General features: G+C 56.2%; 24 protein-coding genes and 1 tRNA gene. 1 reads left to right on the top strand and 24 read right to left on the bottom strand.

Features of this window, described 5'->3' with window-relative positions:
- Positions 1–30: 30 nt before the first annotated feature.
- The 22 genes from galE to WCS52_11685 form a co-directional block, all read right to left on the bottom strand.
- On the bottom strand, positions 31–1002 hold the full coding sequence (gene galE / locus WCS52_11790; protein ID MEI6167867.1) for a UDP-glucose 4-epimerase GalE: 972 nt from the start codon (positions 1000–1002) through the stop codon (positions 31–33).
- Complete coding sequence (gene lpxD / locus WCS52_11785; protein ID MEI6167866.1) at positions 999–2030, bottom strand: UDP-3-O-(3-hydroxymyristoyl)glucosamine N-acyltransferase; 1032 nt, start codon at positions 2028–2030, stop codon at positions 999–1001. The genes galE and lpxD overlap by 4 nt, the downstream gene beginning before the upstream one ends.
- A 6-nt stretch (positions 2031–2036) precedes the next feature.
- Complete coding sequence (locus tag WCS52_11780; GenBank protein MEI6167865.1) at positions 2037–2618, bottom strand: OmpH family outer membrane protein; 582 nt, start codon at positions 2616–2618, stop codon at positions 2037–2039.
- A gap of 18 nt (positions 2619–2636) precedes the next feature.
- Positions 2637–4979, bottom strand: coding sequence for an outer membrane protein assembly factor BamA (gene bamA, locus WCS52_11775; protein ID MEI6167864.1), 2343 nt, complete (start codon positions 4977–4979; stop codon positions 2637–2639).
- The gene (dnaB, locus tag WCS52_11770) at positions 4976–6406 is read right to left on the bottom strand and encodes a replicative DNA helicase (protein MEI6167863.1); all 1431 of its coding nucleotides are present in this window, start codon (positions 6404–6406) and stop codon (positions 4976–4978) included. Before dnaB ends, bamA begins: the two co-directional genes overlap by 4 nt.
- Positions 6407–6411: 5 nt before the next feature.
- A complete protein-coding gene (rplI, locus tag WCS52_11765) occupies positions 6412–6858 on the bottom strand; it encodes a 50S ribosomal protein L9 (GenBank protein ID MEI6167862.1) in 447 nt (148 codons plus the stop codon).
- Between the two features lie 18 nt (positions 6859–6876).
- The gene (rpsR, locus tag WCS52_11760; protein ID MEI6167861.1) at positions 6877–7095 is read right to left on the bottom strand and encodes a 30S ribosomal protein S18; all 219 of its coding nucleotides are present in this window, start codon (positions 7093–7095) and stop codon (positions 6877–6879) included.
- A gap of 31 nt (positions 7096–7126) precedes the next feature.
- A complete protein-coding gene (gene ssb, locus WCS52_11755; GenBank protein MEI6167860.1) occupies positions 7127–7594 on the bottom strand; it encodes a single-stranded DNA-binding protein in 468 nt (155 codons plus the stop codon).
- A 19-nt stretch (positions 7595–7613) separates the two neighbouring features.
- A complete protein-coding gene (gene rpsF, locus WCS52_11750) occupies positions 7614–7940 on the bottom strand; it encodes a 30S ribosomal protein S6 (GenBank protein ID MEI6167859.1) in 327 nt (108 codons plus the stop codon).
- Positions 7941–7942: 2 nt separating this feature from the next.
- The gene (gene pth, locus WCS52_11745; protein ID MEI6167858.1) at positions 7943–8560 is read right to left on the bottom strand and encodes an aminoacyl-tRNA hydrolase; all 618 of its coding nucleotides are present in this window, start codon (positions 8558–8560) and stop codon (positions 7943–7945) included.
- A 3-nt stretch (positions 8561–8563) separates the two neighbouring features.
- Complete coding sequence (locus WCS52_11740; protein MEI6167857.1) at positions 8564–9292, bottom strand: 50S ribosomal protein L25; 729 nt, start codon at positions 9290–9292, stop codon at positions 8564–8566.
- A 26-nt stretch (positions 9293–9318) separates the two neighbouring features.
- Complete coding sequence (locus WCS52_11735; GenBank protein ID MEI6167856.1) at positions 9319–10248, bottom strand: ribose-phosphate pyrophosphokinase; 930 nt, start codon at positions 10246–10248, stop codon at positions 9319–9321.
- A 31-nt stretch (positions 10249–10279) separates the two neighbouring features.
- Positions 10280–10353: transfer RNA gene (locus WCS52_11730), tRNA-Gln, on the bottom strand.
- A 980-nt stretch (positions 10354–11333) separates the two neighbouring features.
- Positions 11334–12503, bottom strand: coding sequence for an HD domain-containing protein (locus tag WCS52_11725; protein MEI6167855.1), 1170 nt, complete (start codon positions 12501–12503; stop codon positions 11334–11336).
- Between the two features lie 62 nt (positions 12504–12565).
- Positions 12566–12835, bottom strand: coding sequence for a toxin-antitoxin system HicB family antitoxin (locus tag WCS52_11720; GenBank protein ID MEI6167854.1), 270 nt, complete (start codon positions 12833–12835; stop codon positions 12566–12568).
- 86 nt (positions 12836–12921) lie between these two features.
- Entirely contained in the window at positions 12922–14802 is a 1881-nt protein-coding gene (locus WCS52_11715; protein ID MEI6167853.1) for an aminopeptidase P family protein, read from the bottom strand.
- A complete protein-coding gene (locus tag WCS52_11710) occupies positions 14799–16292 on the bottom strand; it encodes an excinuclease ABC subunit UvrC (GenBank protein ID MEI6167852.1) in 1494 nt (497 codons plus the stop codon). Before WCS52_11710 ends, WCS52_11715 begins: the two co-directional genes overlap by 4 nt.
- A 24-nt stretch (positions 16293–16316) precedes the next feature.
- Positions 16317–19271 carry a glycosyl hydrolase gene (locus tag WCS52_11705; protein ID MEI6167851.1) on the bottom strand — a complete coding sequence of 985 codons (2955 nt, stop codon included), beginning with the start codon at positions 19269–19271 and terminating at the stop codon, positions 16317–16319.
- 144 nt (positions 19272–19415) lie between these two features.
- Positions 19416–20324: a sugar phosphate isomerase/epimerase family protein gene (locus tag WCS52_11700; protein MEI6167850.1), complete on the bottom strand. Its 909-nt coding sequence runs from the start codon at positions 20322–20324 to the stop codon at positions 19416–19418.
- Positions 20325–20354: 30 nt separating this feature from the next.
- A complete protein-coding gene (locus tag WCS52_11695; protein ID MEI6167849.1) occupies positions 20355–21386 on the bottom strand; it encodes a Gfo/Idh/MocA family oxidoreductase in 1032 nt (343 codons plus the stop codon).
- Between the two features lie 4 nt (positions 21387–21390).
- Positions 21391–22386 (bottom strand): sugar phosphate isomerase/epimerase family protein, encoded by a 996-nt coding sequence (locus WCS52_11690; protein ID MEI6167848.1) that lies wholly within the window; start codon positions 22384–22386, stop codon positions 21391–21393.
- 20 nt (positions 22387–22406) lie between these two features.
- Positions 22407–23504 carry a Gfo/Idh/MocA family oxidoreductase gene (locus WCS52_11685; GenBank protein ID MEI6167847.1) on the bottom strand — a complete coding sequence of 366 codons (1098 nt, stop codon included), beginning with the start codon at positions 23502–23504 and terminating at the stop codon, positions 22407–22409.
- A 118-nt stretch (positions 23505–23622) separates the two neighbouring features.
- Between WCS52_11685 and WCS52_11680 the strand changes: the two genes are divergently transcribed.
- Positions 23623–24351, top strand: coding sequence for an AraC family transcriptional regulator (locus WCS52_11680; GenBank protein MEI6167846.1), 729 nt, complete (start codon positions 23623–23625; stop codon positions 24349–24351).
- A gap of 6 nt (positions 24352–24357) precedes the next feature.
- On the opposite strand, the gene WCS52_11675 is transcribed toward WCS52_11680, so the two are convergent.
- Both WCS52_11675 and WCS52_11670 read right to left on the bottom strand, forming a co-directional pair.
- Positions 24358–25542 carry a flavodoxin domain-containing protein gene (locus WCS52_11675; protein ID MEI6167845.1) on the bottom strand — a complete coding sequence of 395 codons (1185 nt, stop codon included), beginning with the start codon at positions 25540–25542 and terminating at the stop codon, positions 24358–24360.
- 24 nt (positions 25543–25566) lie between these two features.
- A complete protein-coding gene (locus tag WCS52_11670) occupies positions 25567–26109 on the bottom strand; it encodes a 3D domain-containing protein (protein MEI6167844.1) in 543 nt (180 codons plus the stop codon).
- Between the last annotated feature and the right edge of the window lie 48 nt (positions 26110–26157).

Here is a 26157-nt window from a genome sequence, read left to right as displayed (position 1 = left end):
TTACTGTCTGCAATGTTAAACGGGCATGTCTTATTTCTTGTAGCCATCCGGATGGGCCTGATGCCATGCCCACGCACTTTCTATAATATCATTTAAATTAGAATTATGGGGAGTCCATTTTAAGATTTTTTTAGCTTTCAAGGCTGAAGCCACCAGACGATCCGGATCTCCCGGACGGCGGGGTGAAATCACTTCGGGAATATCCCGCTGAGTAACCTTGCGCACCACATCAATGACCTCGCGCACCGAAAACCCTGTGCCGGTTCCCAGATTGAAGGGGCCGGTCGCCTTGCCGGTCAGGGCGAGGATATGGGCGCGCCCCAGATCGACAATATGAATATAGTCGCGGATACAGGTTCCATCGGGCGTATCGTAATCATCCCCGAAAATATTCACATGCGGCTGCTGCTTCAGAGCCACCTTGATGACATTCGGAATGATATGGGTTTCGGGATCATGATCCTCTCCGAATTTCTCCGTGGCCCCGCAGGCATTGAAATACCTGAGGAAAACCGGTTGAATCTTGTGGATCTTTTCGTACCACAACAGGACCTTTTCAAACATCAGTTTGGCTTCGCCGTAGGGGTTCACCGGGCGCTGGGGCGTATCCTCCGTAATCGGAATCTTATCCGGGAACCCGTAGGTGGCGCAGGTGGACGAGAACACAATCCGGGGAACATCAAATTTCACCATGGCATCCACCAGATTGGTGGCCCCGGTGGTGTTATTGGCGAAATACATGCCGGGATCTGTCATGGACTCCCCGACCAGCGCATAGGCTGCAAAATGCATCACGGCCTCCGGCTTGGCATTTTTCATCGCCCGCTGAATCTGGCCGACATCGCGCAAATCGCCAACCACGAGCTTGGCCCGCTTGTCCACCGCCGCTTTATGTCCCCGTTCCAAGTTATCGAAGACCACGACCTCATGTCCCTCATTGAGAAGCAACTCCGTGGTTACACTACCGATATATCCGGCTCCGCCAGTCAAAAACACCTTCATACGCTCTCCTCAATACGTTTAATTCTGGATTCCAGTGCCACCAATTTCTCTTTCAGTTCCGGCAAACGCATCGTGTGGGCATGCAGTTTTTTTGCCTCACGCGCCGGCATCGCGGGAGAACCAAAAAGAATGGATCCCGGGGGTGCATCTTTGGACAATCCGGCTTGAGCCATCACGATACAATCACTCCCGATGGCGATGTGCCCGGCAACCCCTACCTGACCGCCTAATTGGACGCGGTCACCAATGTGCGTGCTTCCCGCAATCCCGACTTGTGCCGCCATCGCGGTATCCTCGCCAATGGTGACATTATGGGCAACCTGAACCAGATTATCCAATTTGGTCCCATTGCCCACACGGGTTTCACCGAAACGGGCACGATCAATGGTGGTATTGGCACCGATTTCGACATCATCACCCAGTACCACAATGCCCACCTGCGGGATTTTCTTCCAGTGTCCGGCTTCCTTGACGTAACCGAACCCGTCACTTCCGATGACCGCCCCGTTATGCAGAATTCCCCGGGCGCCCACCTTGCAATATTCGCGTATTGTCACCTGCGGGTAGAGCAGACATTTCGGCCCGATTTCACAAAAATGGCCGATATAGCATTGGGCCACGAGCACGGTTCCCTCACCTATTACCGCCCCCGGCTCAATCACGCAAAGGGGTCCGATGGTAACGTCCTTGCCGATTTTCGCATCAGCTGCAATGACGGCCGTCGGATGGATTCCCGGCTGATGGCTGATGACCGGACGCGCCAGCCAGAGTGCCACCTGCGCAAAGGCGGCATCCGCGCTTTTAACCCGGATCAAGGTTACCGCCGACGTCCCCGTCCACTCCTCATTTACCAGCACGGCACTGGCGTGTGTTTTGGTCATATCCGGCAGATAGCGAGGATTCCCCAGAAAGGACAGATCACCGGCTTCTGCCTGGATCAGCGAAGCGACGCTCTTGATTTTTACAGAGCCATCCCCCTGCACCCGGCCCCCGAGTTTTCCGGCAATTTCATCAATCGTAAACGTCATGGAAGTTTACTCCTTGGAGGCGGCCTTGTCGGCATTCAGAATTTTCAAAACCTCGTCGGTGATATCCATCAGGGGATCCACATACAACACCGACTCCAGGCCATTGCCGAGCAGTCCGCCATCGGCCAGCACCAGGGTATAGTGGCCTTTTTGGGAGCAGGCCGTAATCGCCGCCTTGATTGACTTGGCGAGTTCGCCCTGGATCTTGCGACCTTCCCCTTCCAATTCCTTTTTCCGGGTGGCGGCCTTATCGCGAATGGTGTTTTCAAAATCAATGACCGTAGTGAGCTTCTCTTCCGCCAGCTCTTTCTTTTTTTCGCGGGCTTCTTCTGTCAACGCCTTGTTCTCGGCCTCAGCACGCAGGGTCTCGAATTCCTGCTTCATTTTTTTATGCTGCGCCATGAGTTTGTCGCGTTCTGCGGAAAAATCCTCAAGCTGCTGCTGAATGTGCGCCTCCGCCAGTTCGGTTTTGTAATACTCCTTGAGAATCCGGGCCGTGTCTACAACGGCGATTTTAAGCTCTGCCGCTCCCGCCACACCTGCCATGAACCCCACCAGCGCCAACCCTGCAATCATCTGTTTTTTCATACGCTACTCCTATTTCTGTTAAAACCCATACCCGATTGAGAAACTCCAGTTTTCAGTTCTCGATCTGGGATCATCCTTCTTTACCGGCCAGGCATAATCAAACCGCATCGGGAAACCCGGGATATCCAGACGCAACCCGATACCGACCCCGGCGGCATACTTATTGAAATCAAATTCGTAGGGATCATACCATACATTGCCGACATCATAGAAGGTGGCAAATCTGAATTTCGGAATACCGGGCACTGGAATGGTATATTCCGCACTGCCAACGGCCAGACTCTGCCCGCCGGCGGGACGCACATCCGGTGACCCATCCGCCCGGACGGCCTTGGTACCCACCCAGCGATAGCGGAACCCTCGAACTGTTCGGGCACCACCCGCAAACAACCGTTCCGTAATGGGCACTTCCTCCATATCTCCATAAGTATCGACTACTTCCGCGCGACCCCGGAAACTCAGCACATGCTTCCACCACAGGGGAATATATAATTGCCCGCCCGCCTCCAGATCATAAATATCCGTATCAAATCCCAACGGCCCGCCCATAAACGTTCCCTGGGTATACAGTTTTGAACCCCGGGTCGGCACAAAGAAGTTATCCCGGGTATCCCGGGTCCACGTGCTGCTGACCGAGCTGGCCAACCGCCGGGGATCCGAAAAGTACACCACATTGGTATCCCCAGCGCTATCCACCACCACATACGCATTGGTATCTGCAGAATCCTTGGTCGAAACCTGTTCCAGCCGGTACTTGAAATCCAGCCGGTTGGGGCCCCATAGCGGGACGCCCAGTCCGACCGCGCCCCCCTGCCGGAGCACTTCATAATCACGATCGTCCTGCTTCACACTGTACAGGTCCACACTCAACGACAGCTTCCGGTCCATAAACCACGGCTCGACAAATGACAACGTGTAGGCTTCCCGGGTCGACCCGAATTCTCCCCGCAGTTTGATTTTCTGTCCGGCCCCCACAAAAGGCTTGCCGCTAATATCAAAGTTGCCCTGACTGACTTCGGCAAATCCGATGAGCTTATCAATACTCGAGAACCCGACCCCGGTCATGAATTGACCCGTCCGCTGCTCTTCCACATTAAACACCAAGTCTGTTTTATTGGTCGTACCGACCGGCTCATGTTCGCAATTGACGTTTGAAAAGAATCCCAGATTCCGCAGGCGGTTCTCCGTCGTCCGTACCCGCACGCCGTCAAATTGATCCCCGGGATAGATCAGCAATTCGCGCCGGATGACCTTATCCTTCGTAACGCTATTCCCCCGGACCAATACATTCCGGACAGTGGTCAGGCGGCCCTCATTCACCACAAACCGGACATCGACTTCCCCGGCCTTCTCGCGGAGATCCAGCTTGGGCTGCACATAGGTGTCCATATACCCGCGACTTTCATAGTAGTCACGAATGGCATCGGCGGCCTTATTGATGATTGAGGTGGAGGCCTCCCCGGCAATCTTGAGGTCGGCGGCCTTCAACAGCGGCGCATCAGGATAGATGGTGGCCCCGGAAATCGAGACTTTCGAAATGGAATATTTCAGATTTTCCTGGATCGGCACAGAGATGATATACCGTCCCGGTGCCTCTTCGCGCTTCACCGGGGGCTTGATTTCAACATCCAGAAAGCCGGCATCTTTATAAACCGCCCGGATCCGCTCACACCCCGACGATAACTCTTCGACATTATAAGGGGTCTTATGAAACCAGCTTAAGGGATTGTACCAGGCCATGATCTCCATGGCCTCCCGGATGACAGACATTTCTACCGATTTCCTGCCGGGGAACTCATAGCGGACGATCTGCGCCTTATCCCCTTCGCGGATATTGATCAGGAGCGAGACCTGCCCCGGTTGTCCGGCCACCGGGTCCATGCCCGCATCCAATTTAGCAGTGGCGAAAAGCCGTTTGCGGTATTCCTCGGTCAATTTCACCAGCCTGGCGGCAATGGTGGGATCATCGATGAAATCACCGGGATTCAATCCCACAATATCCTGAACCTTGGCGACACTAAGCTCTTTATTCCCTTTGACGCGCACTGGATTCACCAGTTTATACTTCATGCGCACCACATACACCAGGGACACCCCGTCCCCCTTGACATCCACCTCGGCCGTGACATCCGCCAGTTTTCCCGAGGCCAACAGGGAGCGCACATCATTGGCCACCTCCGCCCGGTTCAGTGGAGCCCCTTCCCGGACGGCAATATAGGAACGGATCATCTGCTCATCCGCCGGGACCGGTCCCACCGTCTTGATTTTCAACACCTTCACAACCGGTTCAGCCAGGGCGGGACACGCCATGACGAGTCCAATCAAAACGAGTTTAATGATACGGTTTACCGTCATAGTCATCGGATCTCCTGATGTAAATAGGCCGGCTGAACGGCAGGTTCATCAACGCCATGCGCCGCGTCACGGAATCGGGTGAAGGCGTCATCAAACGCCATCCTGACTTCTTCCATGGCCGGCCCGTTACGATTCTTGGCGATCTCCACAATCGCCAGCGTGCGATCTTCCCGTTCCGCATCATTTGAAGTCCGGCAGGGGCGTCGCAACAACATCACAATATCCGCATCCTGCTCAATGGATCCCGAATCACGCAGATCCGACAGCTTTGGTTTTTCCTCACCCCCCCGGGCTTCGGGCGCACGACTGAGCTGGCTCAACACGAGGACGGGAACCCCTAGTTCCTTGGCCATTCCCTTGATGCCGGCGGAGACCATGGTGATTTCAACTTGACGTCCGTGTCGGGAATATTCCGGCGCACGTAGGAGCTGGAGATAATCAATGACAATGAGCTCAACATTATGTTTGCTCTTCATCCGGCGCGCGCGGGCCCGCAACTCCATGATATCCAGCCCGGCGCTATCATCAATAAAAATAGGGGCATGTTTCAGTAGATTGGCCGCATTGATCAAGTGGGCATGGTTGGTCGCCGAAATGAAGCCATCAGAAATCGAATGCCCGGATACCCCAGCATGGCAGCAGATCATGCGTTTGACGAGATCCAGACAGGACATTTCCAGGCTGAACACCCCGACAGGCCGCGGACGGGATTCAGGGTCCGCCTTCCCCAGGGCCACATGCTCCACCACGTTCATGGCCAATGACGTTTTCCCCATCGAGGGCCGGGCCGCCAGCACCACCATATTGCCGGGCTTCAGCCCCTTGATCATTTTATCAAGGTCCCTGAACCCGGTGGGAATGCCCTGGAACCCCTTCTGCTCATTATCAAAAGTGCGGATGATCTCATCCACCATGGTTGGCCAGGGACGCATCTGCCCATGCTGATGGGCGGTGATATCGAAGAACGCCTGCTCCACATGACTCAGCACCTGGGAGGCCTCGACCGTGGGATCGTAACAGCTCTGCTCAGCCCGCCGGGAGGTGGAAATCACCTCCCGGAGTAAATGCCGGTCCCGGACGATATTGATGTAATATTCGGCATGGGCGGAGGTAGGCGTCGCATCCACAATCCGATGGAGGGTGGTGGGGCCTCCTATGCGATCCAGTAGCCCGGTGCTCTTCAGGCGCTCACCCACCGTCAGCAAATCAAGAGGCCGCCCGCCATGAGCGAGCTCCAGCATGACCTCAAATATGACGCGATGGGCGGGGATGTAAAAAGAATCGGGAGCCAATTGTCGTTCGATGCAAAGGTCCATGACCTTATCCGCATCGAGCAACACGGCCCCCAGCACCCCCCGCTCCGCGTCCTCGCTATGCGGTGGAACGCGCTCAAGAGGCGTCACCTTGGACGAGACAGGGGCTTCATTGGCCATAGGAACTATTCCTGCACGACCCACACCTTGATGAGGGTCTCGACATCGACACCGACCTTGACGGTCACATCAAAGGCGCCCAATTCCTTGATCGGTTCAAGTTCCACCGCGTGCTTATCCAGCTCAAACCCCTGAGCCGCCAGCAACTTGATGACATCCCCGCTGGTCACGGAACCGAAGAGCTTGTCGCCCTCGCCCACCTTGACCGGAATGGTGTATGACCCCTTTTGAATGGCTGCGGCCAGATCCAGCGCCTTTTCCTTCGCGGCCTTGCGCTCAATTTCGCGCTGCACCTGAAGTTTGGCGAGTTGGCGGCGGTTCCCTTCCGTCACGGCGGCTGCCAGTTTCTGGGGAACCAGGTAATTTCTCGCGTACCCATCGCTCACCTTGACCACTTGTCCGGCCGTACCGAGATCCTTGACGTCCTGCATCAAAATCATTTCAATCGACATAATTTGCTCCTATCAATATTAGCGCAACAATCCCATTACCCGGGCACGACGAATCGCGCGGGCCACTGAGCGCTGCAACTGGGGTGCCGCACCCGTCAACCGTGCAGGCAGAATCTTGCCCTGTTCGGAGGTGAATTTTCGCAGCATTTCGTAGTCGCGCGGATCAATATGTTTGATGCTCTCAACTTGAGGCACACGACGCTTCGATACCATGTTTACACTGTTGTTCTCTCGCATAGCCATAACTAGTCTTCCTTCTCCTTAAAAATTAAAACGGCAAATTATCATCATCCCCGGTCGGAGGCACATCCCCAGCCGCAGAGGGAGCCGCGCCTCCCCGGACCACCTGAGCCGGGCGAATCTCGCCCACAGGGGAGTCCGGAGCATCGCTGTATTCCGCGCTGCGTTTCGGAGCACCGATAAACTGGGTCCGGTCGGCCACCACCTCAAGGCGGTTATGCTTCTGGCCGTCCTTTTCCCATTCATCATATTTCAGGCGGCCTTCCACCAGGAGTGGCGAGCCTTTTGACAGATACTGTCCGCACGCCTCACCCTGTTTGCCCCACACGACCACATTGACAAAACAGGTTTCCTCGCGCTCTTCGCCTGAGGCCAACTTGTATTTATTGCTGATCGCCATCCGGATTTTGGCCAACGCCTTTCCCGAGGGCAAATAGCTCACCTCGGGATCGCGGGTAAGATTTCCAACCAGGAAAACTTTATTCATCGTGGCCATAAGAGACACCCTTCCGAAATCAGGCAGGGACCGCGGGGGCCACTGCCGGCGTCTTGTTCAGCAACTTCTCATCCACGCGGGTGATCTGAACGCGGAACACATCGTCATTCAAATGATAGCGGGAGGTCAGCACACTGATCTTGTCGGCAGCAATCCGGAACGTGACCGACAAGTAGAATCCGGACTCTTTTTTCTGCATAATCCGGGCAAATGACCGGCGTCCCATATCGCGGGATTCCAGAACCTTGCCGCCGGCTTTTTCGATCTCACTGGTCACATAAGCGGCCAGATCCTTCAAACGCTCTTCTTGAACGGTTTCACCAAAAATGAACAATCCTTCGTACATATTCACTGCTTTTTTCCTCCTGCCGTTACATCGTCTAAGCCGGCCGGATTTTCCTGCCTGGCATTAAAGCGGTTCATCGCAAAATCCATGCCTTTTTCCAGAATGACCTGAACAGCATCAGCCGTTTCCCCGATCGCTTTCTGGACCACCGCCCACTCCTCGCGTCCGAACTTTCCAAGCACATGGTCTACCAGATCATCGTGAGTCGCCCCACGCCCGATCCCGACCCGTACCCGTGCGTATTCCGTCGTCCCCAGGATCTCGTTGATTGACGCCAATCCCCGATGTCCACCTGCGCTACCCTTTTTACGGAGGCGCAGTGTTCCGAGCGGAATATCCGCATCATCCACCACTACCAGCAGATCCGCCGGGCTTACCTTGCGGTAATTTAACACCGCCCCGACCGCCCTACCGCTATTATTCATAAACGTTTGAGGCTTTACGAGGATCAACTCCTCGCCGGCATACACCGCAGACCCGACAAACGCATCAAATTTTGAACCGGCTTTCAGCTTGCAACCCAAGCGTTCCGCCAGGCAATCCACCAGCAAAAAACCCATGTTGTGCGGCGTTCGCTCGTATTCCGCACCCGGATTGCCAAGTCCCACTACTATTTTCACGGATTATTTCTTGGCAGGCTTAGCCGCTGCAGCCTTCGCAGGAGCTGCCGCCCCTTTCGCAGGAGCTGCCGCACCCTTCACAGGAGCTGCACCTTCCGCCGCCCCTTCTTCCTTCTTCTTGCCGATCACCTCAGGAGCCGCTGCTGCCGCCGCTGCGGCTTCATCGACCTTCTCCTCACGAGGCGCCACCACCGTGGCCACAGCCACATCACCCGCGGTCAACACCGTGTACTTCGCATCCAGCTTGATGTCCCGGATCATCATGGTCTTGCCCAGGCCCAGTTCGGTCACATCCACCTCGAAGGAATCCACCAGGTCACCCGGCAGACACTCGACTTCGATCTGGCGCAGCAAGTGCTCCAGGATACCGCTCTGTTGCGACACACCCACCGGCTCGCCCTTGAGCTCGATCGTAATGGTCACGCGCATCTTCTTGGTCATCGAGATTTCCAGGAAATCAGCATGCAGCACTTCGCCCTTGATGACGCTATGCTGGACCTCGCGCAACAACGCCTTGACCACGCTGCCGTCCACATCCAGATCCACAATCAGGTTTTCACTGGCGTTATGCGTAATCATCGACTCGAAAGCACGACCATTGATCTTGATCGAACAGGCGGCTTTTTCCCCGTACACAACGGCAGGCACAAAGCCTGTCCGGCGCAAGGCCTTGGCAGCCGACGTTCCGGAGGTTTCGCGTTTGCTCGCAGACAATTTAATTTCTTTTCCCATACTTACCTTTTCCCTTTCAACTTAACCTAAACCTTGAATAACGACGATACTGACTGATTGTCATGAATGCGCAAAATGGCTTCCCCCAATAATCCCGCCACGGAAAGCACCGTTACGGGAAATCCATTCGGGTTCGCCAGCAGCGGCACTGTATCCGTGACCACCAGTTCCTTGATCTGAGAGTTTTTCAACCGCTCAACCCCGACATCCGTCAACACCGCATGCGACACGGCCGCATAGATGCCTTCGGCGCCATTTTCCTTGAGAATGCGGGCTGCCGTGGTCAGGGTTCCGGCCGTGGTCGCCAGATCATCCACCAGGACACAGTTACATCCGCGAACATCACCGACCATGGTCAATGCTTCCACTTCACTGGGGCCCTTGCGCTGTTTCGCGACAATGGCCAGCCCGGCCCCGAGCATCTCGGAATAGGCATGTGCCATCTTGAGGCCACCGGTATCCGGGGAGACGACCACCAGCTTGCTTAATTTCTTATCAATCAAATGTTTGGCAATCACCGGCGACGCATACAGATGGTCCACGGGAATGTCGAAAAATCCCTGCAACTGCTGGGCGTGCAGATCCATCGTCAGCAACCGGTTGGTTCCCGCCGCCACCAGGATATTGGCGACCAGTTTGGCGGTGATCGGAACGCGGGGCTGATCTTTGCGATCCTGCCGGGCATATCCGTAAAAAGGCATTACTGCGGTAATCCGGGCGGCGGAGGCACGACGCAACGCATCCACCATGATCAGCAGTTCCATCAGGGTTTCATTCGCCGGATGACAGGTGGGTTGGACGATAAAGACATCCCGGCCTCTGACGTTTTCAAGGATCTTCACAGCCGTCTCGCCATCGGGGAAACGGTTGACCATCGCTTTCCCCAATGGGATGCCAAGCGAGTCGGCAATGTTCTGCGCCAACTTCGGATTCGCTGTACCTGTAAAAATCTTCATAATAGTCTACTTACTATAACTCAACGCCTGATGGTTGCCCGACTAGGATTTGAACCTAGACTCTAGCCGTCAAAGGGCCGTGTGCTACCATTACACTATCGGGCAATATTTGCGCAACCTTCGTCCATAACCATGGCCCCAACTCACCCTTTACCTGCGCTTCAATCGCCAGGGCTTGGTCGTGATTGGCAGCCACGGCAAAAACCGAGGCCCCGCTGCCCGACAACAATACCCCCAACGCCCCTGCAGATTTCAGCCTCTCGGCGAGAATCAACAGGAGCGGATATTTGTTAAAAACCACCGCTTCCAGAGAATTCTGGAGACTGGCAGAAGCCAGTTTCACATCTCCTCTTTCGAGCGCAAAGCACGCATTGATAAAGGTTTCTTGAGGTGAAGTCAACCCTGTTCTAAATCTGCGATAGATATCCCGGGTGGGAGCATTAAAGCCGGGATTGACCACGACAATCCACCACTGGGTTCCCGCAGGCCAATGGCAGGGAACCGGACGCACTTTTTCGCCCCGCCCCTCCATACATACCGGTTTCCCGTAGACCATGGCGGGAATATCGCTCCCCAGCCGGGCCCCCAATTCCATTAATGGCTCAACGGCTAATCCCGTCTGCCAGAGCCGGTTCAGGCCGACCAGCGTCCCTGCGGCATCTGCGCTGCCCCCGCCCATGCCGCCCCCGATCGGGATTTCTTTTTGAATTTCAATCCGGGCCCCGCCCGCATACCCCGTGGCTTCGCGCAACAGCCCGGCCGCACGCGCCGCCAGGTTATCCGCCGGCGCCGGCAGCAGCACCTGATTCTCCCCGGGCAACCCGACCACCGCGCAGGAGACGTCAATCGACGCGCCCTCCGTCGCCGTGAGCGTGAGGGTGTCATAAAGAGAGACCGGAACCACCAGGCTCCGGAGGTCATGATACCCGTCAGGCCGCTTGCCGAGAATCTCAAGGGTCAGGTTGATTTTGGCAGGAGCCAGAATCGTCACCGCAGGGGATTCATCCGCCGATATGTCTTTCTTTTGCACCATGGCGCGGGCGGAGTTATCAAACCCCCCCACCCATGTCAAGACGCCAGAAAAATCACCCCACCGGCTTGGGCAGGAATATTTCCTGGAAGAAGCTCCGCGCATAACGGTCCGTCATCAGCGACATATGGTCGATGATGATCTGGGACAAGGCCGGACGATCCCGCTTACCATACATTTTCTGGATGAAATGATGCAGCTCACGGACCGCAACCGAATCCCGGTCTGCAGATAATCCCCACAGGGTTTGGCGACGCGACGAAAGCTCCCGCAGCTCAAAGTCAAAGATACTGGCGAGCATATTGTCTGCGCGCACCGCATATTCCTTCAGGAGCGGATGATAGTAAATATTCTTGCAGTTATAACGATAGAGCTGGGTGAAGGCATCGAAGACATCATCCGAAAACCCGATCCGCTCCGGGGTTTTGAGATTGGTGCGGATCATATCCGTCACCAGATTATTAATAATGGTGCGGTTGTCCGCGCCTAATACCCGGATCACCGTTTTGGGCAACGCCGGCATCTTCCCGAACACGCTCAGGGCATCCTCATAATCCCGCCCGGAATAGGCAATCCGGTCCGCCAGCCGCACCACGCAGCCTTCCAGTGTAAAAGGGACCATCCCGCGGCGTTTGATTTTATCAAGGGCTGGCCCCGGCTTGGCACGCGGCCCCAGGTACTGTTCCGTGCTCTCCCCGCAATGGCATACAATTCCATCGCGTACCTCATACGTCAGGTTCAGGCCATGCTCTTCCGTGGAGGGCCGGAAAGCGAGCCGGTCCACCACCCGCAGGCTGTGCAGTTCATGGGAAAATGACTGCGAGGCATCAATGCGCTTCCAGAGTTTGTCCAGGGCCGTTTCGCCGGCATGGCCAAACGGGCCATGCCCCAGATCATGCCCCAACGCAATGGCATAGGCCAGATCCTGATTCAAGCCCAGCGCCCGGGAAATGGTCTGCGCAATGGAGGCCATATAGAGGGAATGGTCCACCCGCGTGGAGACATGGTCGCTTTCAGGCGAGAAAATCACCTGGGTCTTGTAGCGGAGCCGCCGGAACGCGGTGCAATGAAGAATGCGATGGGCATCGCGCTGGAATGCCAACCGGATGGGATCTTCCGCTTCCTCGCGCTGCCGGCCTAAACTGGCCGAACTGCGGGTCGCCAGAGGATGATCCAATATCTTCTCCTCCCGGTCCTGAACAAGCTCTCTGAGGGTCTTCGTCATGTATGCACCTATATCAAGGCCGCCCTTGTTCAGTCCAGAAGGAACCACTCATCTATCAGGCATTATCCCCAATAGCCGATACCTGTCGCTGTCCTGAAATTAGAATCGTTTGCCTGCGCGGGCACATCAGGCACGGAGGCCAGAGCATCCTTGAAGGCCTCTTCATTGAAACGAGCGGAGGCTTCCCGGAAGAAATCGCTGGTCTCATGGCGAATCACTTCATTGGAGATGGATGTCACCATGAATTGATTGAGAGACATATGCTCATCGTTAGCCAATCTGCGCACTTTCCCGTGAATAGAATCTGGAAGGCGAGCCTGTATCGTTTTCATCGTATTGCTCCATTCCTTATTGCACGACCCGTTGCTAAAGCCCTGTTTATAAGCTTTAGCACATGACCACGTTTCCCGTACCGCCGTTACACCGGGCGGGTTTTCCGTTTTAACCAAGCCAAGGCCGGACCCTCAAGTTCTGGCGAAAGACGGGTCCACACGGTCTTATGGTAAGCATTCAGCCAAGCACGCTCTTCCGGTGTCAGTAAGGCCAAGATTAATGGTGCCGTATCAATGGGACACAGCGTTAGCGTGTCAAAGCGCAGGAATGGTCCGTAGCCGGCATTGCCCGCCTCCGCCACCAGGGCCATGTTCTCAATCCGGATCCCGTATTTGCCCTCGCGGTAGAACCCGGGCTCTATGGTTACGACCATCCCAGGCTTAAAGGCGCTGGGACTCCAGACCGAGGTGAACCCATGCGGTCCCTCATGGACATTCAGGTAAGCCCCCACCCCATGTCCGCTCCCATGTTTGTAATTCACCCCATCTCCCCACAACGGGAGTCGCGCCAAAGCATCCAAATGGGTCCCGGTCAACCCGGCAGGAAAACAGACCCGGCTCAAGGCGATCATTCCTTTGAGGACTAACGTATAGTGGCGTCGTGCCGCCGGTGATACCGGCCCGAGCGCTACCGTCCGGGTGGTGTCCATCGTCCCTTCAAAGTAGTTCCCGCCGGAATCCACCAGAAACAGGCCTTTTGGCTTGAGCTGAGCCGCCGAGTCACGGTCGACCGTATAGTGGATCATCGCCGCATTCGCCTGATAGCCGCATATCGCATTGAAACTATCATCCCGATACTCCGGCGCCGCCTGACGGAATTCCTTGAGCGTTTCCCTGGCGGTAAACTCCGTTACCCGCCCCCCGCGCGCCAGCTCACGCTCAAGCCAGACGAAGAACTTCACCAGCGCCAAACCATCCAGCCGAGCGGCCGTATCCCAATTCGCCTGCTCAACGGGATTTTTTATGGCCTTTAATTCCGTGGTGATATCCAGCGGCTCTTCCAACCGGCGCACCCCCTTCGGAATGGCATCGATCAGCCGGCTATTCACCCGTTGCGGGTTATAACAAAGCGCCTTTCCCTTTTTTAGAGCTTTGAGGGCGGGGCCGACCGACTCATAGGGACGCAAGGTCACTCCCTGTTTCTTGAGAGTGGCTTGCAAGACCATTGAGAATTTTGAACGCTCAGCAAAGAGGATGGCTTCCTTCATCCCGACCAGCGCATAAGCCAGCACCACCGGTGAATGCTCCACGTCATTTCCCCGGATATTGAATAGCCAGGCGATATCGTCCAGGGAAGAGAGCAAGCAGGCGTCGGCTCCTTTTTCTGCCAACCTGGCGCGCACGGCTGCCAGTTTCCGGCTCCGTCCGATCCCCGCAAATTTCACAGGAAAATCGATCGCGGGCGCCTGCGAGGGAAGCGGACGATCCGTCCACACCTGATCGCACAGATCTTCATGCGTTTTGAGTTTCAACTTTTTACCAGCGAAGGCTTTCTCCATGTCCCGTACGGCCGAGACCGAAAAGACCTGTCCGTCGAAGGCAACGGTCTGGCCGGGCTTCAATTGGGCGATGATCCAGTCGTTAATGGTCGGCACCTTCGGCTCCCGGCTCTTGAAAAGCCTGATCCCGCTCCCCTGCAGCTCTTTTTCAGCCTGGAGGAAATACCGGCCATCCGTCCAGAGTGCGGCAGACTTCAAGGTAATCACTAACGTTCCAGCTGATCCGGTAAACCCGGAGGCCCACTTCCGAGTTTGCCACCGTGCTCCCACATATTCGCTCTGATGGGGATCCGAGGACGGCACCACCAGGGCCGCCACCCTGCGATCCGCCATCCGTTTCCTCAGAGCCAAAAGTTTTTGCGGCACATTCATTTTATATTCCTTGGTCTTCATTTCGTCCCTCAAGGGCACCTGATCGACCTGCCGCCGCCGGGGACGCCGGCGGCCACCCTGAGTTGTTAAAATCATCCATGATGAGTTCCTGGAGAACTCCTCGCCCGCAGCCATTCATTGATGGTTTTGGCGGAGGTCAGGCTCACGCCGGGCACGGCGGCAATTTCTTCCGCCGAGGCGCGCTGAAGCCGGAGCACGGACCCGAAATGATTCAGGAGGGCCATCTTGCGCTTCTCCCCCATCCCGGGAATCTCATCCAGGGCCGACTCCCTCAGACGGCGTCCCCGCAGCCGCCGGTGATAGGCCAGCGCGAACCGATGCGCCTCATCCCGAATCCGTTGCAACACATAGAGTGCTTTTGAATCCGATGGCAGTCGGAGCGGTGCCGCCTGCCCTGGAACATGAATTTCCTCAAACCGCTTCGCCAGGCCGATCACCGGCACGTGGGTCACCCCCAGCAGCAGCAATTCACCCCGCGCCGCATTCAACTGCGACAACCCGCCGTCCACCACCAGCAGATCAGGACCGTTTCCGCCATCCCGCTGTAACCGCTCAAACCGCCTGCGGATCACCTCCGCCATCATGGCGGGATCATCCGCCTGATGCACGGTCCGGATCCTGAAGTGACGGTAGCGATTGGGCGAAGGCATGCCATCCACGGCGCACACCATACTGGCCACCGAGTGGGTCCCGGAAATATTGGAAATGTCATAGCATTCAATCATCCGGGGCGGTGTAGTCAGGTTCAACGCCTCCTGCAACCCCTTTATCCCGGCCTTGGCATCCTCCGCCTTGATTTCCGGAGTGGACGCCACCCGTGCGCGCTGGTGCGTGATCTCCCGGAGCATGAACCAGGTGTCGCGCAACGCCGCCGCCTCTTCAAAATGATGGTGGGCTGCCGCCTCCGCCATGCTTTCCCGCATGGCCTCGAGCAGGGCGGGCGTCTCCCCGCGCAGAAAGGCACACGCGGCGGCAACCTTTTCCAGGTAGGCCTCCCGGGTGATCCGTCCGATACAGGGGGCGGAACAGAACCGGACAATATCGTTGAGGCAGTGTTTGTGTTGGATCGCATCAGGTTCACGCGGGGCACATTTGCGCAAGCCGAAATGCTTCTCCACAAAATCCATGGCCACCCGGGTGGCGACGGAATTGACATAAGGCCCGAGATACACCGCGCCATCATCACGCCGGATGCGTACCCCTTTGAACTGGGGCCAGGGCTCGGCCAGATCAATCCGGAGCATCAGGAACCGCTTGTCATCCCTCAAATCAACGTTATAACGGGGCTTATAATCCTTGATCAGCTGGCCTTCCGTCAGCAGGGCTTCGGCCTCATTGCGCAGGACCACGATATCGAAATCGTCCACACTCCGGATCAAGCCGCGTAGTTTGGGGTCAGCCCTTACCCAGGTACTGGTGCGGAAGTAGGACTGAACGCGTTTACGCAACGAGGCCGCCTTGCCGATGTAAATAATCTTACCCCGCCGGTCCCGCATGAGATAACACCCCGGCTGATCGGGGAGTTCCTGCAGTTTCCGCCGCACTTTATCTGGAATCGTGATCACAGGGCGGCATTATACACAGAATGATCAGCCGAGCAAAACTTCGAAAGGCGTATCCAGTCCGTACCCCACAGAATAGTAATCACGCCCCGGCGGCTGGTCGAATTGAGGTCCTTTTCCCCAAGCCCAGGGATCGGTAATATTGAGGCGACCGACCCCCAGATGGGGTCCGAGCGGATTGCGCAAGGAACCATAGACAACCAGGTCCACGGTATTTTCGCCCGGGACCACGCTCTCCGTAATATCGCACTCCATGGGTTGATGATAAATCACCCCCGCTTCCTTGCCGTTGACCACCACTTTCGCCACTACCCCGCTCCAGGCAGGCAGCAATACCCGGACCCGCTTCCCCGTTGAGACCGGCAGGATGAAGGTGGCGGAATACATCACTCGATGTCCATAAAGGGGCAACCCCTGCTGACTCCAGTTCCCCGGCCCCAGGGGCCTGGGAGGGGCGATCACAAACCCTTTCTCGACCGCCCTGAGGGAAAAATCGCCAACAATATGCGCGGCCTCAAACTCGTGGAACACCGTCATGGGAGAGGCTTTAATGGTGAGGGTATTTTCACCCACCCTTGCCGCTCCGGCAATATCCAGAAGCCCGAAGGCCCGATCAATCCACCAGACGCCGGGTTGGGCCTTGATCTCAATGTCATTGCAGGTAACCCGGTAAAGGTCGGGACGTTCCACCACCGCTAACAACCGGCCGGGAACGGCCGTCTCAACGGTAAAGTGATAGGTCGCCCGGAAACCGCTTGCCGCCGGGAACGTCGTTTTCAGAAGCTCGTCCCGGAACTGCACCGCATGATCCCACGGATTTCCCTGAAGCCCGTTTTTCTGGAAAATAAACTCCGCCGCGGGCTTCCAGTAGAGCGAAGTCTTGAGCTCCCCGCCTGCCTCCACATCAACATAATCCAGAATCAGGTTGTTATCGTCCAGACGACGAACGGAGAAGTTGGACAGGGCGACAGGGACACCAGACGACACGGAGGTCGTCCCGCCAGAGAGAAAACAGGGAGGAGAGACGGACTCTGTCGCGGCCGTATCCACCGTATCCAGATACAGCAGAGTACTGCCGCAGGGAGGCAGCGTGAATGAGACCGCAATCTGGCCATCGGCCTGCCGGGAAACCGCACGGACGAAAACAGCCCCGTTATCCAGACAGACCTCACGGGCCCCTTTAGCCCGGGCCACAACCTGTCCCTCAGCAGAACTCGTTTTGCTGGTATTTGTGATGAAAACAATGTCCCCATCACTTAACTGGCGGCGATGATGATGCACCAACCCTTTATTAGACGGATCCAAGAGCACACGCACGGCCGGATTGCACCTTTCCGTCACTTTCTCAGACACCTCGCTTTGATTCACAAAATGCCAGCCTTTTGAGCTACGCAGCCGCTCGCATTCAGCGGTACGCCGGCCATCGACATGAGATGGCAGATCTGATCCGGCACAGGACAGGACGGTTCCCCCTTGTTCCAAAAACCGTTCAAGCAGATCAAAAGTCACCCGGTTGATGGTTTCCATTTCGGCTGGAATCACGACCACCTCATAGGCGCATTCACCAACCTGAAAACGCGCTTGCCCCTCTGCCGTCATCGTGACCGAGCCGCGCTCCTGGATGATATGCTCACTCCCCAGGTCAAACTCAAGCTGGCGTTGGGCCAATGCCACGACAAACGCCTGAAACTTATCCCCGATCTCCTTCAGCCGGGCCTCATCCGCAAAATGATGAATCCAAGCGGTGCTGGTTGGTTCGAGTACAAGACAGGGATTGAGTTGCCGCCCCTGGGACAAGGCGCAGGATACCCGCGCAAAATAATCCACCAACACCCCATAGCATTCCATCCAGGGCGAGTGATAGGAAAACGTCGGGGGATAATCCCGTTTACGGGCACCCCGTAAAGAGATACTGGAGAGGTGCTCATTGATCGTATTCACGCCGAGCACGGTTACCCAATCCCCGACGCGCTTATAGTCCTCAAAGGTCATCTCCGCGCCGCTGCCACCATATGTTTCACACAGGGTTCGGACGCGCCCGGTCTGATTGGCCACGCTGGCAAGTTCCAGGACAATCCGTGTGTTGCCGAACTGGGCATGAGGCCCCTCCGCATATTCGCTGAACAGCAGATCGATCCCCGGCCGCTGTTGCCAGGCGGACATCGCCATATTATCGGGGACCGTCGCACAGTTGGGCCAACCGTGCTCCCAGTAATGGCCGGTGAACTCCATACCCGCCTTTTCACAATATCGGTAATAGGGTTTGGCCCAGCGATCCACAAACAGCTCATTGATCAACTGAAAATAGTGGTGCCGGAAGGCCTGTCCTTTTTCACACGCCTCTTTAAGATACGGGAGTCCCTCATAAATATCTTCGCCCCAGCGCTGGCTGAACTGCTCGGGAAGATCAGGGGTCCAGTGAATGTCCCCGCAGGGCCTGAGGTGGGGCTCATCGGTAAAAACGCCCGGAATCGCCCGCCCGAATTCAGCCCCGAAGCGCCGGCGATACGGCTCCAGTGTAACCTCTAGAAATTTTTCCGTTACCCCGGGCCGGATCAAATCTGTATGGAATCGCCCGCCGTACCAGGGTGATTCCCCGGCCTGCACCTGCGTAACAACCCGATTCGAATCCACGGTGAGCCCGAGCGCACGGGATTCCGGCATCACCTCAGGCACATGGCCGCCGGCAAATCCCGAGGGATAGGAATTCTCGTCATAAATCCAAAGGCGTACATTATGCTGGCGTGCCAGCTTCAGCGCATAAGTCCACAGGGCGAACCAGTCTTCGGACAGATAGGGCGTCATCAGTCCGGGCCGGGGATGCACAATGACCTGCCGGATATGCTGTTCGGCTAACGCAGAAAGCGTCTGCTCCAGCTGTTCCGGTGTCACGAAGTCATTCCAAACCCAGAACGGGGCGGAGGTGAATTCATTCGGCGGGTGATGAAGATCGAGCGCGGAAATAGTATCGATATCTTTCATAGCCCAAGACTGTCCCATAAACATTTCCGGACAATCAAGTGCCAAAAAGCCCTTCAGATCAAACGTCTGATTCCAAATGGCAACAGACGCAATTAGGATTTCTCGTCAGGCACCGCCATGCCCCCCTTCCCCTTGGCCCCAGATTTACAGCACAACCGGATTGGGCACAAACGCGCCGCCCCGGCAATGTTTCAGGTAATTCAGACCATGTACCTGGCCCGTCATCTCCAAGTCGCCCTTGTAGACGGGATCGTGCCAGCCTTCAATATCAATGGAGCCTTTGAATCCGCCCCGTCGCAACTCGGTGATGACATCGGTCCAATTGGTATCCCCGAAGCCCGGCGTGCGGTGGAAGGCAAATTTGTCTTTGCCAAAAACTCCCTTGGTCTTCACGACATCCCACAAAATGGAGGCGTCCTTTCCGTGCACATGGAAAATGCGGCTCACCCACTGACGAAGCTGCGGAATCGGATCAATTAATTGAACCATCTGGTGGCAGGGCTCCCATTGCAGCCCGATGCTGGTACTGGGGACCGCATCAAACATCAATTGCCACGCGTCGGGGTTATGGGCGATATTCCAGTCCCCGGTCAGCCAGGTACCGTCCATGCTGCAATTCTCGAACGCAAGACGAACTCCCTTGCCTTCCGCGCGTCGGGCCAATTCCCCGAACACTTCCTTGAACCGGGGAATGGAGTCGTCAATCGGCTTGCCTCGCACCCGCCCGGTAAACCCGGCGACGATATCCGTCCCGAATAAATGGGCGTTATCAATCAGGGTTTCCCACCCCTTGAGTGTCGTCTGATCCTTCTCTCCGGTTTCAAGGGGATTCCCGAAGATCCCGATCGAACTGATGACCACATCTTTGCCGCCAATCGCCTCCTTGACCTCAGCGGCCAATTTTTTGATATCGTTATCACCCAGGGTCTGCCAGAACGTCAGGGAGAAACTCTCAAACCCGTGCGGCAGAATCTGCTGAATGTATTGTTTCGTGTGTTGACCGCCCCCGACCAGCGTTCCGATCCTGATGTCACCATGATTCTGATAGTTCATAAATTGCGTATCCTTAAGAAATTCGGCTCGTCACCATTTGACCAGTACCTCTTTGCCGGTTGCCGCACTTTTAACGGCGGCAAACACCATCGCGAGACTTTTGATATTGTCCGTGCATACTGTTTCCGGCAGCGTGCCATTTCGCACACAGTTCACATAATCCAGGATCTGTCCGCCATGGGACCCCGTCCGGCTCGGGTCGTCAAAAGGCGCCACCGGGACGGCCTCGCAGGAAGAAATGAACGAGCCGGTTGTCTTGACCGCCTGGGCCTGGATATCCTTGGCGCCGTCCCACCGGAAGCTCCCTTTGGTCCCGATCCCGTGCCAGGTGCTCTCCCAGGTGGTGTTCATCCCTTCAGCGCACCAACTGCCCCGGTAGGTATACACCACGCCATTACTCATGGTGAACAGGGCCACGGCGGAGGCATCGTGATCATACCACGAACCGGCCGGGTTCCATTCCTTACAGTAAACAGACACTGGATCGCCTCCGCCCAGCAGGCGGGCGGCATCAAAGGTGTGAATGGCCATGTCCAGCAGAAGCACATGCTTCATGTGGTCCCGGAATCCGCCGAAATGGGCACCAATGAAAAAGTCGGAATTCAGCGCCGTCAGGGTCCCGATCTGCCCGCCCTCCACCAGCTTCCGCACACTCCGTATATTGGCATCGAAGCGGCGATTCTGGATGACCGCATGGGTGCGCCCGGCCTTCTGAGCGGCCCGTACAATACGCCGGGCATTGGCCATGCTGTCGGCCAGGGGCTTTTCCCCGAGGACATGACACCCATGGCGGAAGGCCTCCAATGCCACGTTGACATGCGCTTCAGGAACGGTGCAGTCAAACACCATGTCGGGTTTGGTTTTTTTTAGAACCGCACGGAGATCCGTACCAATCTCAACCGAATCCGCCAGATTAAACTCCACCGCCCGCTTGCGGGCATTTTCATCAATCCGGTCAACCAACCCGACAAACTTGATGTCAGGCATGTCAACAGCCGGCCTCAGCCAGGCTGCACTGATGCTGCCACAGCCAACGAGCACCACGCGAAACGGATCAGACATAAGGTCACCCTTTTTCAAATGCCGCATCAAAAGCCACGTTTGACGGGGGGAACGCAAGCCGTTTGACGAACTCGCAGGCCTCTTTGGCGCCATGCTCACGATCCATACCGCTATCCTCCCACTCCACGGAGAGCGGCCCCTGATAGTTGATGCGGTTCAACGCACGGATAATCTTCTCGAAATCCACATTCCCCCGACCCAAAGAGCGGAAGTCCCAGAAACGGCGGGAATCCCCGAAGGTCAGGTGACCGCCGAACACGCCGGACAACTGCGGCGTCTGAGCCCAGGCCACATCCTTCATGTGAACATGGAAGATGCGGTCTTTAAACCGCTCGATGAACGCCACATAGTCCACGCCCTGGTACCCCAGATGGCTCGGATCATAGTTGAAACCGAAGGCCGGATGCCCATCCACCGCCGCAATGGCACGTTCCGCCGTGACAATGTCAAAAGCGATTTCAGTGGGATGGACCTCCAGGGCGAACTTCACGCCCGCCTTCTGGAACTGATCCAGAATCGGCTTCCACCGTTTCCCGAAATCCGCATACCCGGCCGCCACCATGGCTTCTGATACAGGCGGAAACGCATAGAGCAAGGACCAGATCGAGCTCCCCGTGAAACCGTTGACGACCTTGACGCCGAGTGTCTTGGCCGCCTGGGCCACCTTGATCATTTCCCCGGCAGCGCGCTGGCGCACCCCTTCGGGATCGCCATCCCCCCAGATATACGGAGGGAGAATGGATTTATGGCGCTCATCGATCCGGTCACACACCGCCTGGCCCACGAGATGGGCGCTGATGGCATGCACCTTGAGCCCGTGACACGCCAGCGTCTCATGCTTCTTGCGGCAATAAGCCGCATCCGCCTGATCGACCTCGAAGTGATCGCCCCAGCAGGCCAATTCCAGCCCGTCATACCCGAACCCCTTGGCCTTCTGGCAAAGTTGTTCCAGAGGCAGATCCGCCCATTGTCCCGTGAATAAGGTTACCGGTCGCGCCATGATAGATTCTCCTTACTGAATTATTTAAAAAACACCGGTTTGCCGGTTTTCGCTGATTTGTAAATGGCTTCCAGGATCTCCGTCACGACCAGCGCCTCTTCAGGCTTCACCATGGGGTCCGTGTCGTTGATGATACAATCGATCCACATCCGGGCTTCGCGTTCAGCCGCATTATCACTGCTGCCATCATAGAAGTCGACCCCGCCGGTCTTCAGCTCGATGTTATTGGTGAAGAGCTTCCCGTGTTTCTCACCATTGACCCGCAACCCGTCGCCCCACATGTCGGCGCCGCCCTCGGTCCCGCACAGCGTGGTCTTGGCCTCGCCGGTCTGCAGGTAGTTGATCGCCCAGCTGGATTCGAGCATGATCGTCGCCCCGTTTTCCATGGTGATGAAGCCGAAGGCCGAATCTTCCACTTTGAATTTCTTGGGATCCCAGGGACCCCAGGCATTGGCGCAATTTTTCTGCTTTCCAAGTTTATGATAAACTGAGCCCATTACGCTCAACGGCTTGTAGTTATTCATCATCCACAGCGTCAGGTCGAGGGCGTGCGTCCCGATATCGATCAACGGGCCCCCGCCCTGCTCCTCCTCGTTCAAGAACACGCCCCATGTCGGAACGGCCCGGCGGCGGACCGCGTGCGCCTTGGCATAATAAATTTCGCCCAGATCCCCATCGCGGCAGATCTTATTGAGATAAAGGGAGTCGGCGCGGTAGCGGTTCTGGTACCCGATGGTCAGCTTTTTCCCGGACCGCTTCACCGCCTGGACCATTTTGCGGGCATCCGCGGAAGTCTTGGCCATGGGCTTTTCGCACATGACATGCTTTCCGGCATCCAAGGCCAGAACAGCAAGGTCCCCGTGGGATTTGTTGGGAGTACAGACATGGATCACGTCAATGGACTTATCCTTGAGCATCTCCTTGTAGCTCCCGCACACCCGGGCGCCCTTGGCCCCATAAGCTGCGGCGGCCGCAGCCGTCTTTTCAGGAATAATGTCAAAAAACGACACAATCTCCACATTGGGTAATTTCTTCAGACTGGGCAGGTGCTTGCCATTGGCAATCCCACCACACCCGACGATTCCAATTTTAACGACTTCCAGTTTCTTGGCGGCCATAATCCGATCTCCTGTTTATGTATTTATAGAAAAATTAATTGCGTGTGAGCGACAATACTAGATTTCACGCCACTTACCGGTCTTGCATGAAACACGCATCTTTGTGTATATTTTCGGCATGAGTCAAAACGATCCAGCTTCGGAAAAATCCCCTGTTCATTCAGCATTCAAGCTTTTTGACTTCCTTCCCGACGTTTCTTTCTTTGTAAAAAACCGGGACAGCCAGTTTATTTACGCCAATTCGGCCTTCATTAAAATGCTGGGAGCGAGAAGCCTGAAGGAGATTCTGGGGAAGACCGACCATGACTTCTCGCCGAAGGAACTGGCCGACCGCTTTGTGCGCGATGACCGGCAGGTCATCAGGAGCGGAAAAGCGATGACCAGCCGCGTTGAACTGGTGCCGAATTTCGACAACAGCATCAGCTGGCATATCACTACCAAGATCCCGGTCCTGGATGACACCGGAGAAATCGTGGGAATGGCGGGAATGACGCGAGACCTGAACCGGACGAATGTCACGGCCAGCCGGTACAAGTCAATGGCGGAAGTCATGAAGTACCTGGAAAGCCACTACCCTGACCCCATCCCGGTCAAGGACCTCGCCACTATCGCCCATCTCTCGCTCAGCCAGTTTGAGCGTCGGTTCAAGGCGCTTTTCCAGGTGACCCCGGTGCAATACCTGATCCGGCTCCGGCTGAACAAGGCCGGCCAGCTCCTGACCTCCTCCACCGCCAAAATCACGGATATCGCCAGCCAATGCGGGTTCTATGACCACAGCCACTTCATCCGGCAGTTCACCCGCGCCTACGGCCTGTCCCCCTCCGCCTATCGTCAGCAGCACCAGTGACGGCTCTCAAGGGGCTTTCACGGCGGCAGCCAGTTCACGCCCCATGGCGTGACATTGTTCCATCTCGGCGGAACCCGGCTGCCACTTGACCTTCAGGCCGGGCCGTGCCAGGGGAATCCCCGCCTTCTTGAACACTTCTTCGATATCCTTGACGCTCTCGCCACTCCAGCCATAGGACCCGAAGGCCGCGCCTATTTTGTTTTTGAAGCGAAGCCCCTTCATCTCTTCCAGGATCTTGGCCATGGAGGGAAGAATGCCGTTGTTGTGAGTGCAGGACCCCAGCACAATCAGCTTGGACTTGAAAATGTCCACCATCAGGTCATTCCCATCCGACAACGCCGCATGGCACACTTTGCAGTCCACCCCGCATTCAATCAACCCTTCCGCAATCCCTTTAGCCATTTTCTCAGTGGCATTCCACATGGTGTCATAAACAATCAACGCGGTCGGCGCGGGCTTCTGCTGCGCCCATTCCTGGTATTGTTTGACAATCTGCAGGGGATCCTTCCGCCAGATCACCCCATGGCTCGGGGCAATCATATCGACGGGAAGATTCAACGCCAGGATTTCATCAATCTTTTTGGTGACCTTGTCACTGTAGAGCGTCAGGATGTTGGCATAATACTTGAGCGCCTCCTCGTACAGTTCCGCCTGGTTGACCAGGTCGTTGAACAGGAAGGCCGAGGCATAATGCTGCCCGAAGGCGTCATTGGACATGAGAATGTTATGACCGGTCACATAGGTGAACATGGTGTCGGGCCAATGGAGCATCGGCGCCTCGACAAAAATCAATTCGTTTTGACCAAGCTTGAGCCGGTCGCCGGTTTTCACGGTCATCATCTTCCAGTTCTCGTGATAATGCCCCATCACACTGGACGCCCCGTTTTTGGAAACCACGATCGTGGCATTCGTGCAGTATTTCATCAGGGTCGGCAAACTGCTGGAGTGATCCGGTTCCGCGTGATTCACAATCACGTAATCAATCTTCGAGGGATCAACGATCGCCTTGATCTTCGCCATGAACTCCTCCGCATGGTGATCCCAGACGGCATCCACGATGGCGATCTTCTCGTCCATGATCAAATACGCATTATAGGTCGTCCCACGGTGAACCGACAATTCCACTCCGTGAAACCGCCGGATACCCCAATCAGTCACCCCTACCCAATGAATGTTTTTTGAAATTTCCATAAGAACCGATCCTTCCGCTGTCATTTATCCTTCAAACCAAATCCGTACCCGCTTCACGCGTTTGCCCCACTCCAGGGCCTCGCGATGAGTGGGGAAAAACAAATCTATATGCTCCCCGGTAATGGCCCCGCCCCGATCCTCGACGCGGCCGGCACCATACCCCTCAATATACATGACCGTTCCCAATGGAAAACGCCCGGTATCGGCTGCGATGGTCCCCCGTTGCGCCTTCGCCCCGCTCGCCGTAATCCCGACCTCTTTGCGCCGGCCTTTCAGCGGACCCGACGAATACACCGGCCGCATCAGCCAATTCCGGTGCCAACTACAGCATTCACCGCAGGGACAATACCCCGTCGTGAGCAGTTTCCGCTCGACCGGACGCGTGTCGCGGGGCGGCTGGACCGAGGCGCAACCAGTCACCCACAAGGCCATCAGCAGCAGACCAAAAAATGAAACGGCGTTCTTCACGGCCAAAAACAGTACCATAACGGACGGGAACTGGGCAAATGATGTGTGAGGGGCATTGCCGCCCTCCACGTATTCGGCATTCCATCGCTGGACAAACATGCGGTAATTAAGCTAAATTCAATTCCGTTATTCATGTAACTAATTCAT

The organism is bacterium (assembly GCA_037128595.1).
Classification (GTDB): domain Bacteria; phylum Verrucomicrobiota; class Kiritimatiellia; order CAIKKV01; family CAITUY01; genus JAABPW01.
The sequence above is the reverse complement of the archived record's forward strand: the minus strand, read 5'-3'. Positions and strand labels throughout refer to the sequence as shown.

Coding starts and splice junctions, on each gene's coding strand:
- WCS52_11705 (MEI6167851.1), bottom strand. CDS start 19,271: ATGAAAGATATCGATACTATTTCCGCGCTCGATCTTCATCACCCGCCG.
- WCS52_11680 (MEI6167846.1), top strand. CDS start 23,623: ATGAGTCAAAACGATCCAGCTTCGGAAAAATCCCCTGTTCATTCAGCA.
- ssb (MEI6167860.1), bottom strand. CDS start 7,594: ATGGCCACGATGAATAAAGTTTTCCTGGTTGGAAATCTTACCCGCGAT.
- WCS52_11670 (MEI6167844.1), bottom strand. CDS start 26,109: ATGTTTGTCCAGCGATGGAATGCCGAATACGTGGAGGGCGGCAATGCC.
- WCS52_11715 (MEI6167853.1), bottom strand. CDS start 14,802: ATGATTTTAACAACTCAGGGTGGCCGCCGGCGTCCCCGGCGGCGGCAG.
- bamA (MEI6167864.1), bottom strand. CDS start 4,979: ATGACTATGACGGTAAACCGTATCATTAAACTCGTTTTGATTGGACTC.
- WCS52_11700 (MEI6167850.1), bottom strand. CDS start 20,324: ATGAACTATCAGAATCATGGTGACATCAGGATCGGAACGCTGGTCGGG.
- WCS52_11720 (MEI6167854.1), bottom strand. CDS start 12,835: ATGAAAACGATACAGGCTCGCCTTCCAGATTCTATTCACGGGAAAGTG.
- rpsR (MEI6167861.1), bottom strand. CDS start 7,095: ATGCGAGAGAACAACAGTGTAAACATGGTATCGAAGCGTCGTGTGCCT.
- WCS52_11735 (MEI6167856.1), bottom strand. CDS start 10,248: ATGAAGATTTTTACAGGTACAGCGAATCCGAAGTTGGCGCAGAACATT.
- dnaB (MEI6167863.1), bottom strand. CDS start 6,406: ATGGCCAATGAAGCCCCTGTCTCGTCCAAGGTGACGCCTCTTGAGCGC.
- WCS52_11740 (MEI6167857.1), bottom strand. CDS start 9,292: ATGGGAAAAGAAATTAAATTGTCTGCGAGCAAACGCGAAACCTCCGGA.
- lpxD (MEI6167866.1), bottom strand. CDS start 2,030: ATGACGTTTACGATTGATGAAATTGCCGGAAAACTCGGGGGCCGGGTG.
- WCS52_11690 (MEI6167848.1), bottom strand. CDS start 22,386: ATGGCGCGACCGGTAACCTTATTCACGGGACAATGGGCGGATCTGCCT.
- WCS52_11685 (MEI6167847.1), bottom strand. CDS start 23,504: ATGGCCGCCAAGAAACTGGAAGTCGTTAAAATTGGAATCGTCGGGTGT.
- rplI (MEI6167862.1), bottom strand. CDS start 6,858: ATGTCGATTGAAATGATTTTGATGCAGGACGTCAAGGATCTCGGTACG.
- WCS52_11725 (MEI6167855.1), bottom strand. CDS start 12,503: ATGACGAAGACCCTCAGAGAGCTTGTTCAGGACCGGGAGGAGAAGATA.
- WCS52_11780 (MEI6167865.1), bottom strand. CDS start 2,618: ATGAAAAAACAGATGATTGCAGGGTTGGCGCTGGTGGGGTTCATGGCA.
- galE (MEI6167867.1), bottom strand. CDS start 1,002: ATGAAGGTGTTTTTGACTGGCGGAGCCGGATATATCGGTAGTGTAACC.
- WCS52_11675 (MEI6167845.1), bottom strand. CDS start 25,542: ATGGAAATTTCAAAAAACATTCATTGGGTAGGGGTGACTGATTGGGGT.
- WCS52_11695 (MEI6167849.1), bottom strand. CDS start 21,386: ATGTCTGATCCGTTTCGCGTGGTGCTCGTTGGCTGTGGCAGCATCAGT.
- rpsF (MEI6167859.1), bottom strand. CDS start 7,940: ATGTACGAAGGATTGTTCATTTTTGGTGAAACCGTTCAAGAAGAGCGT.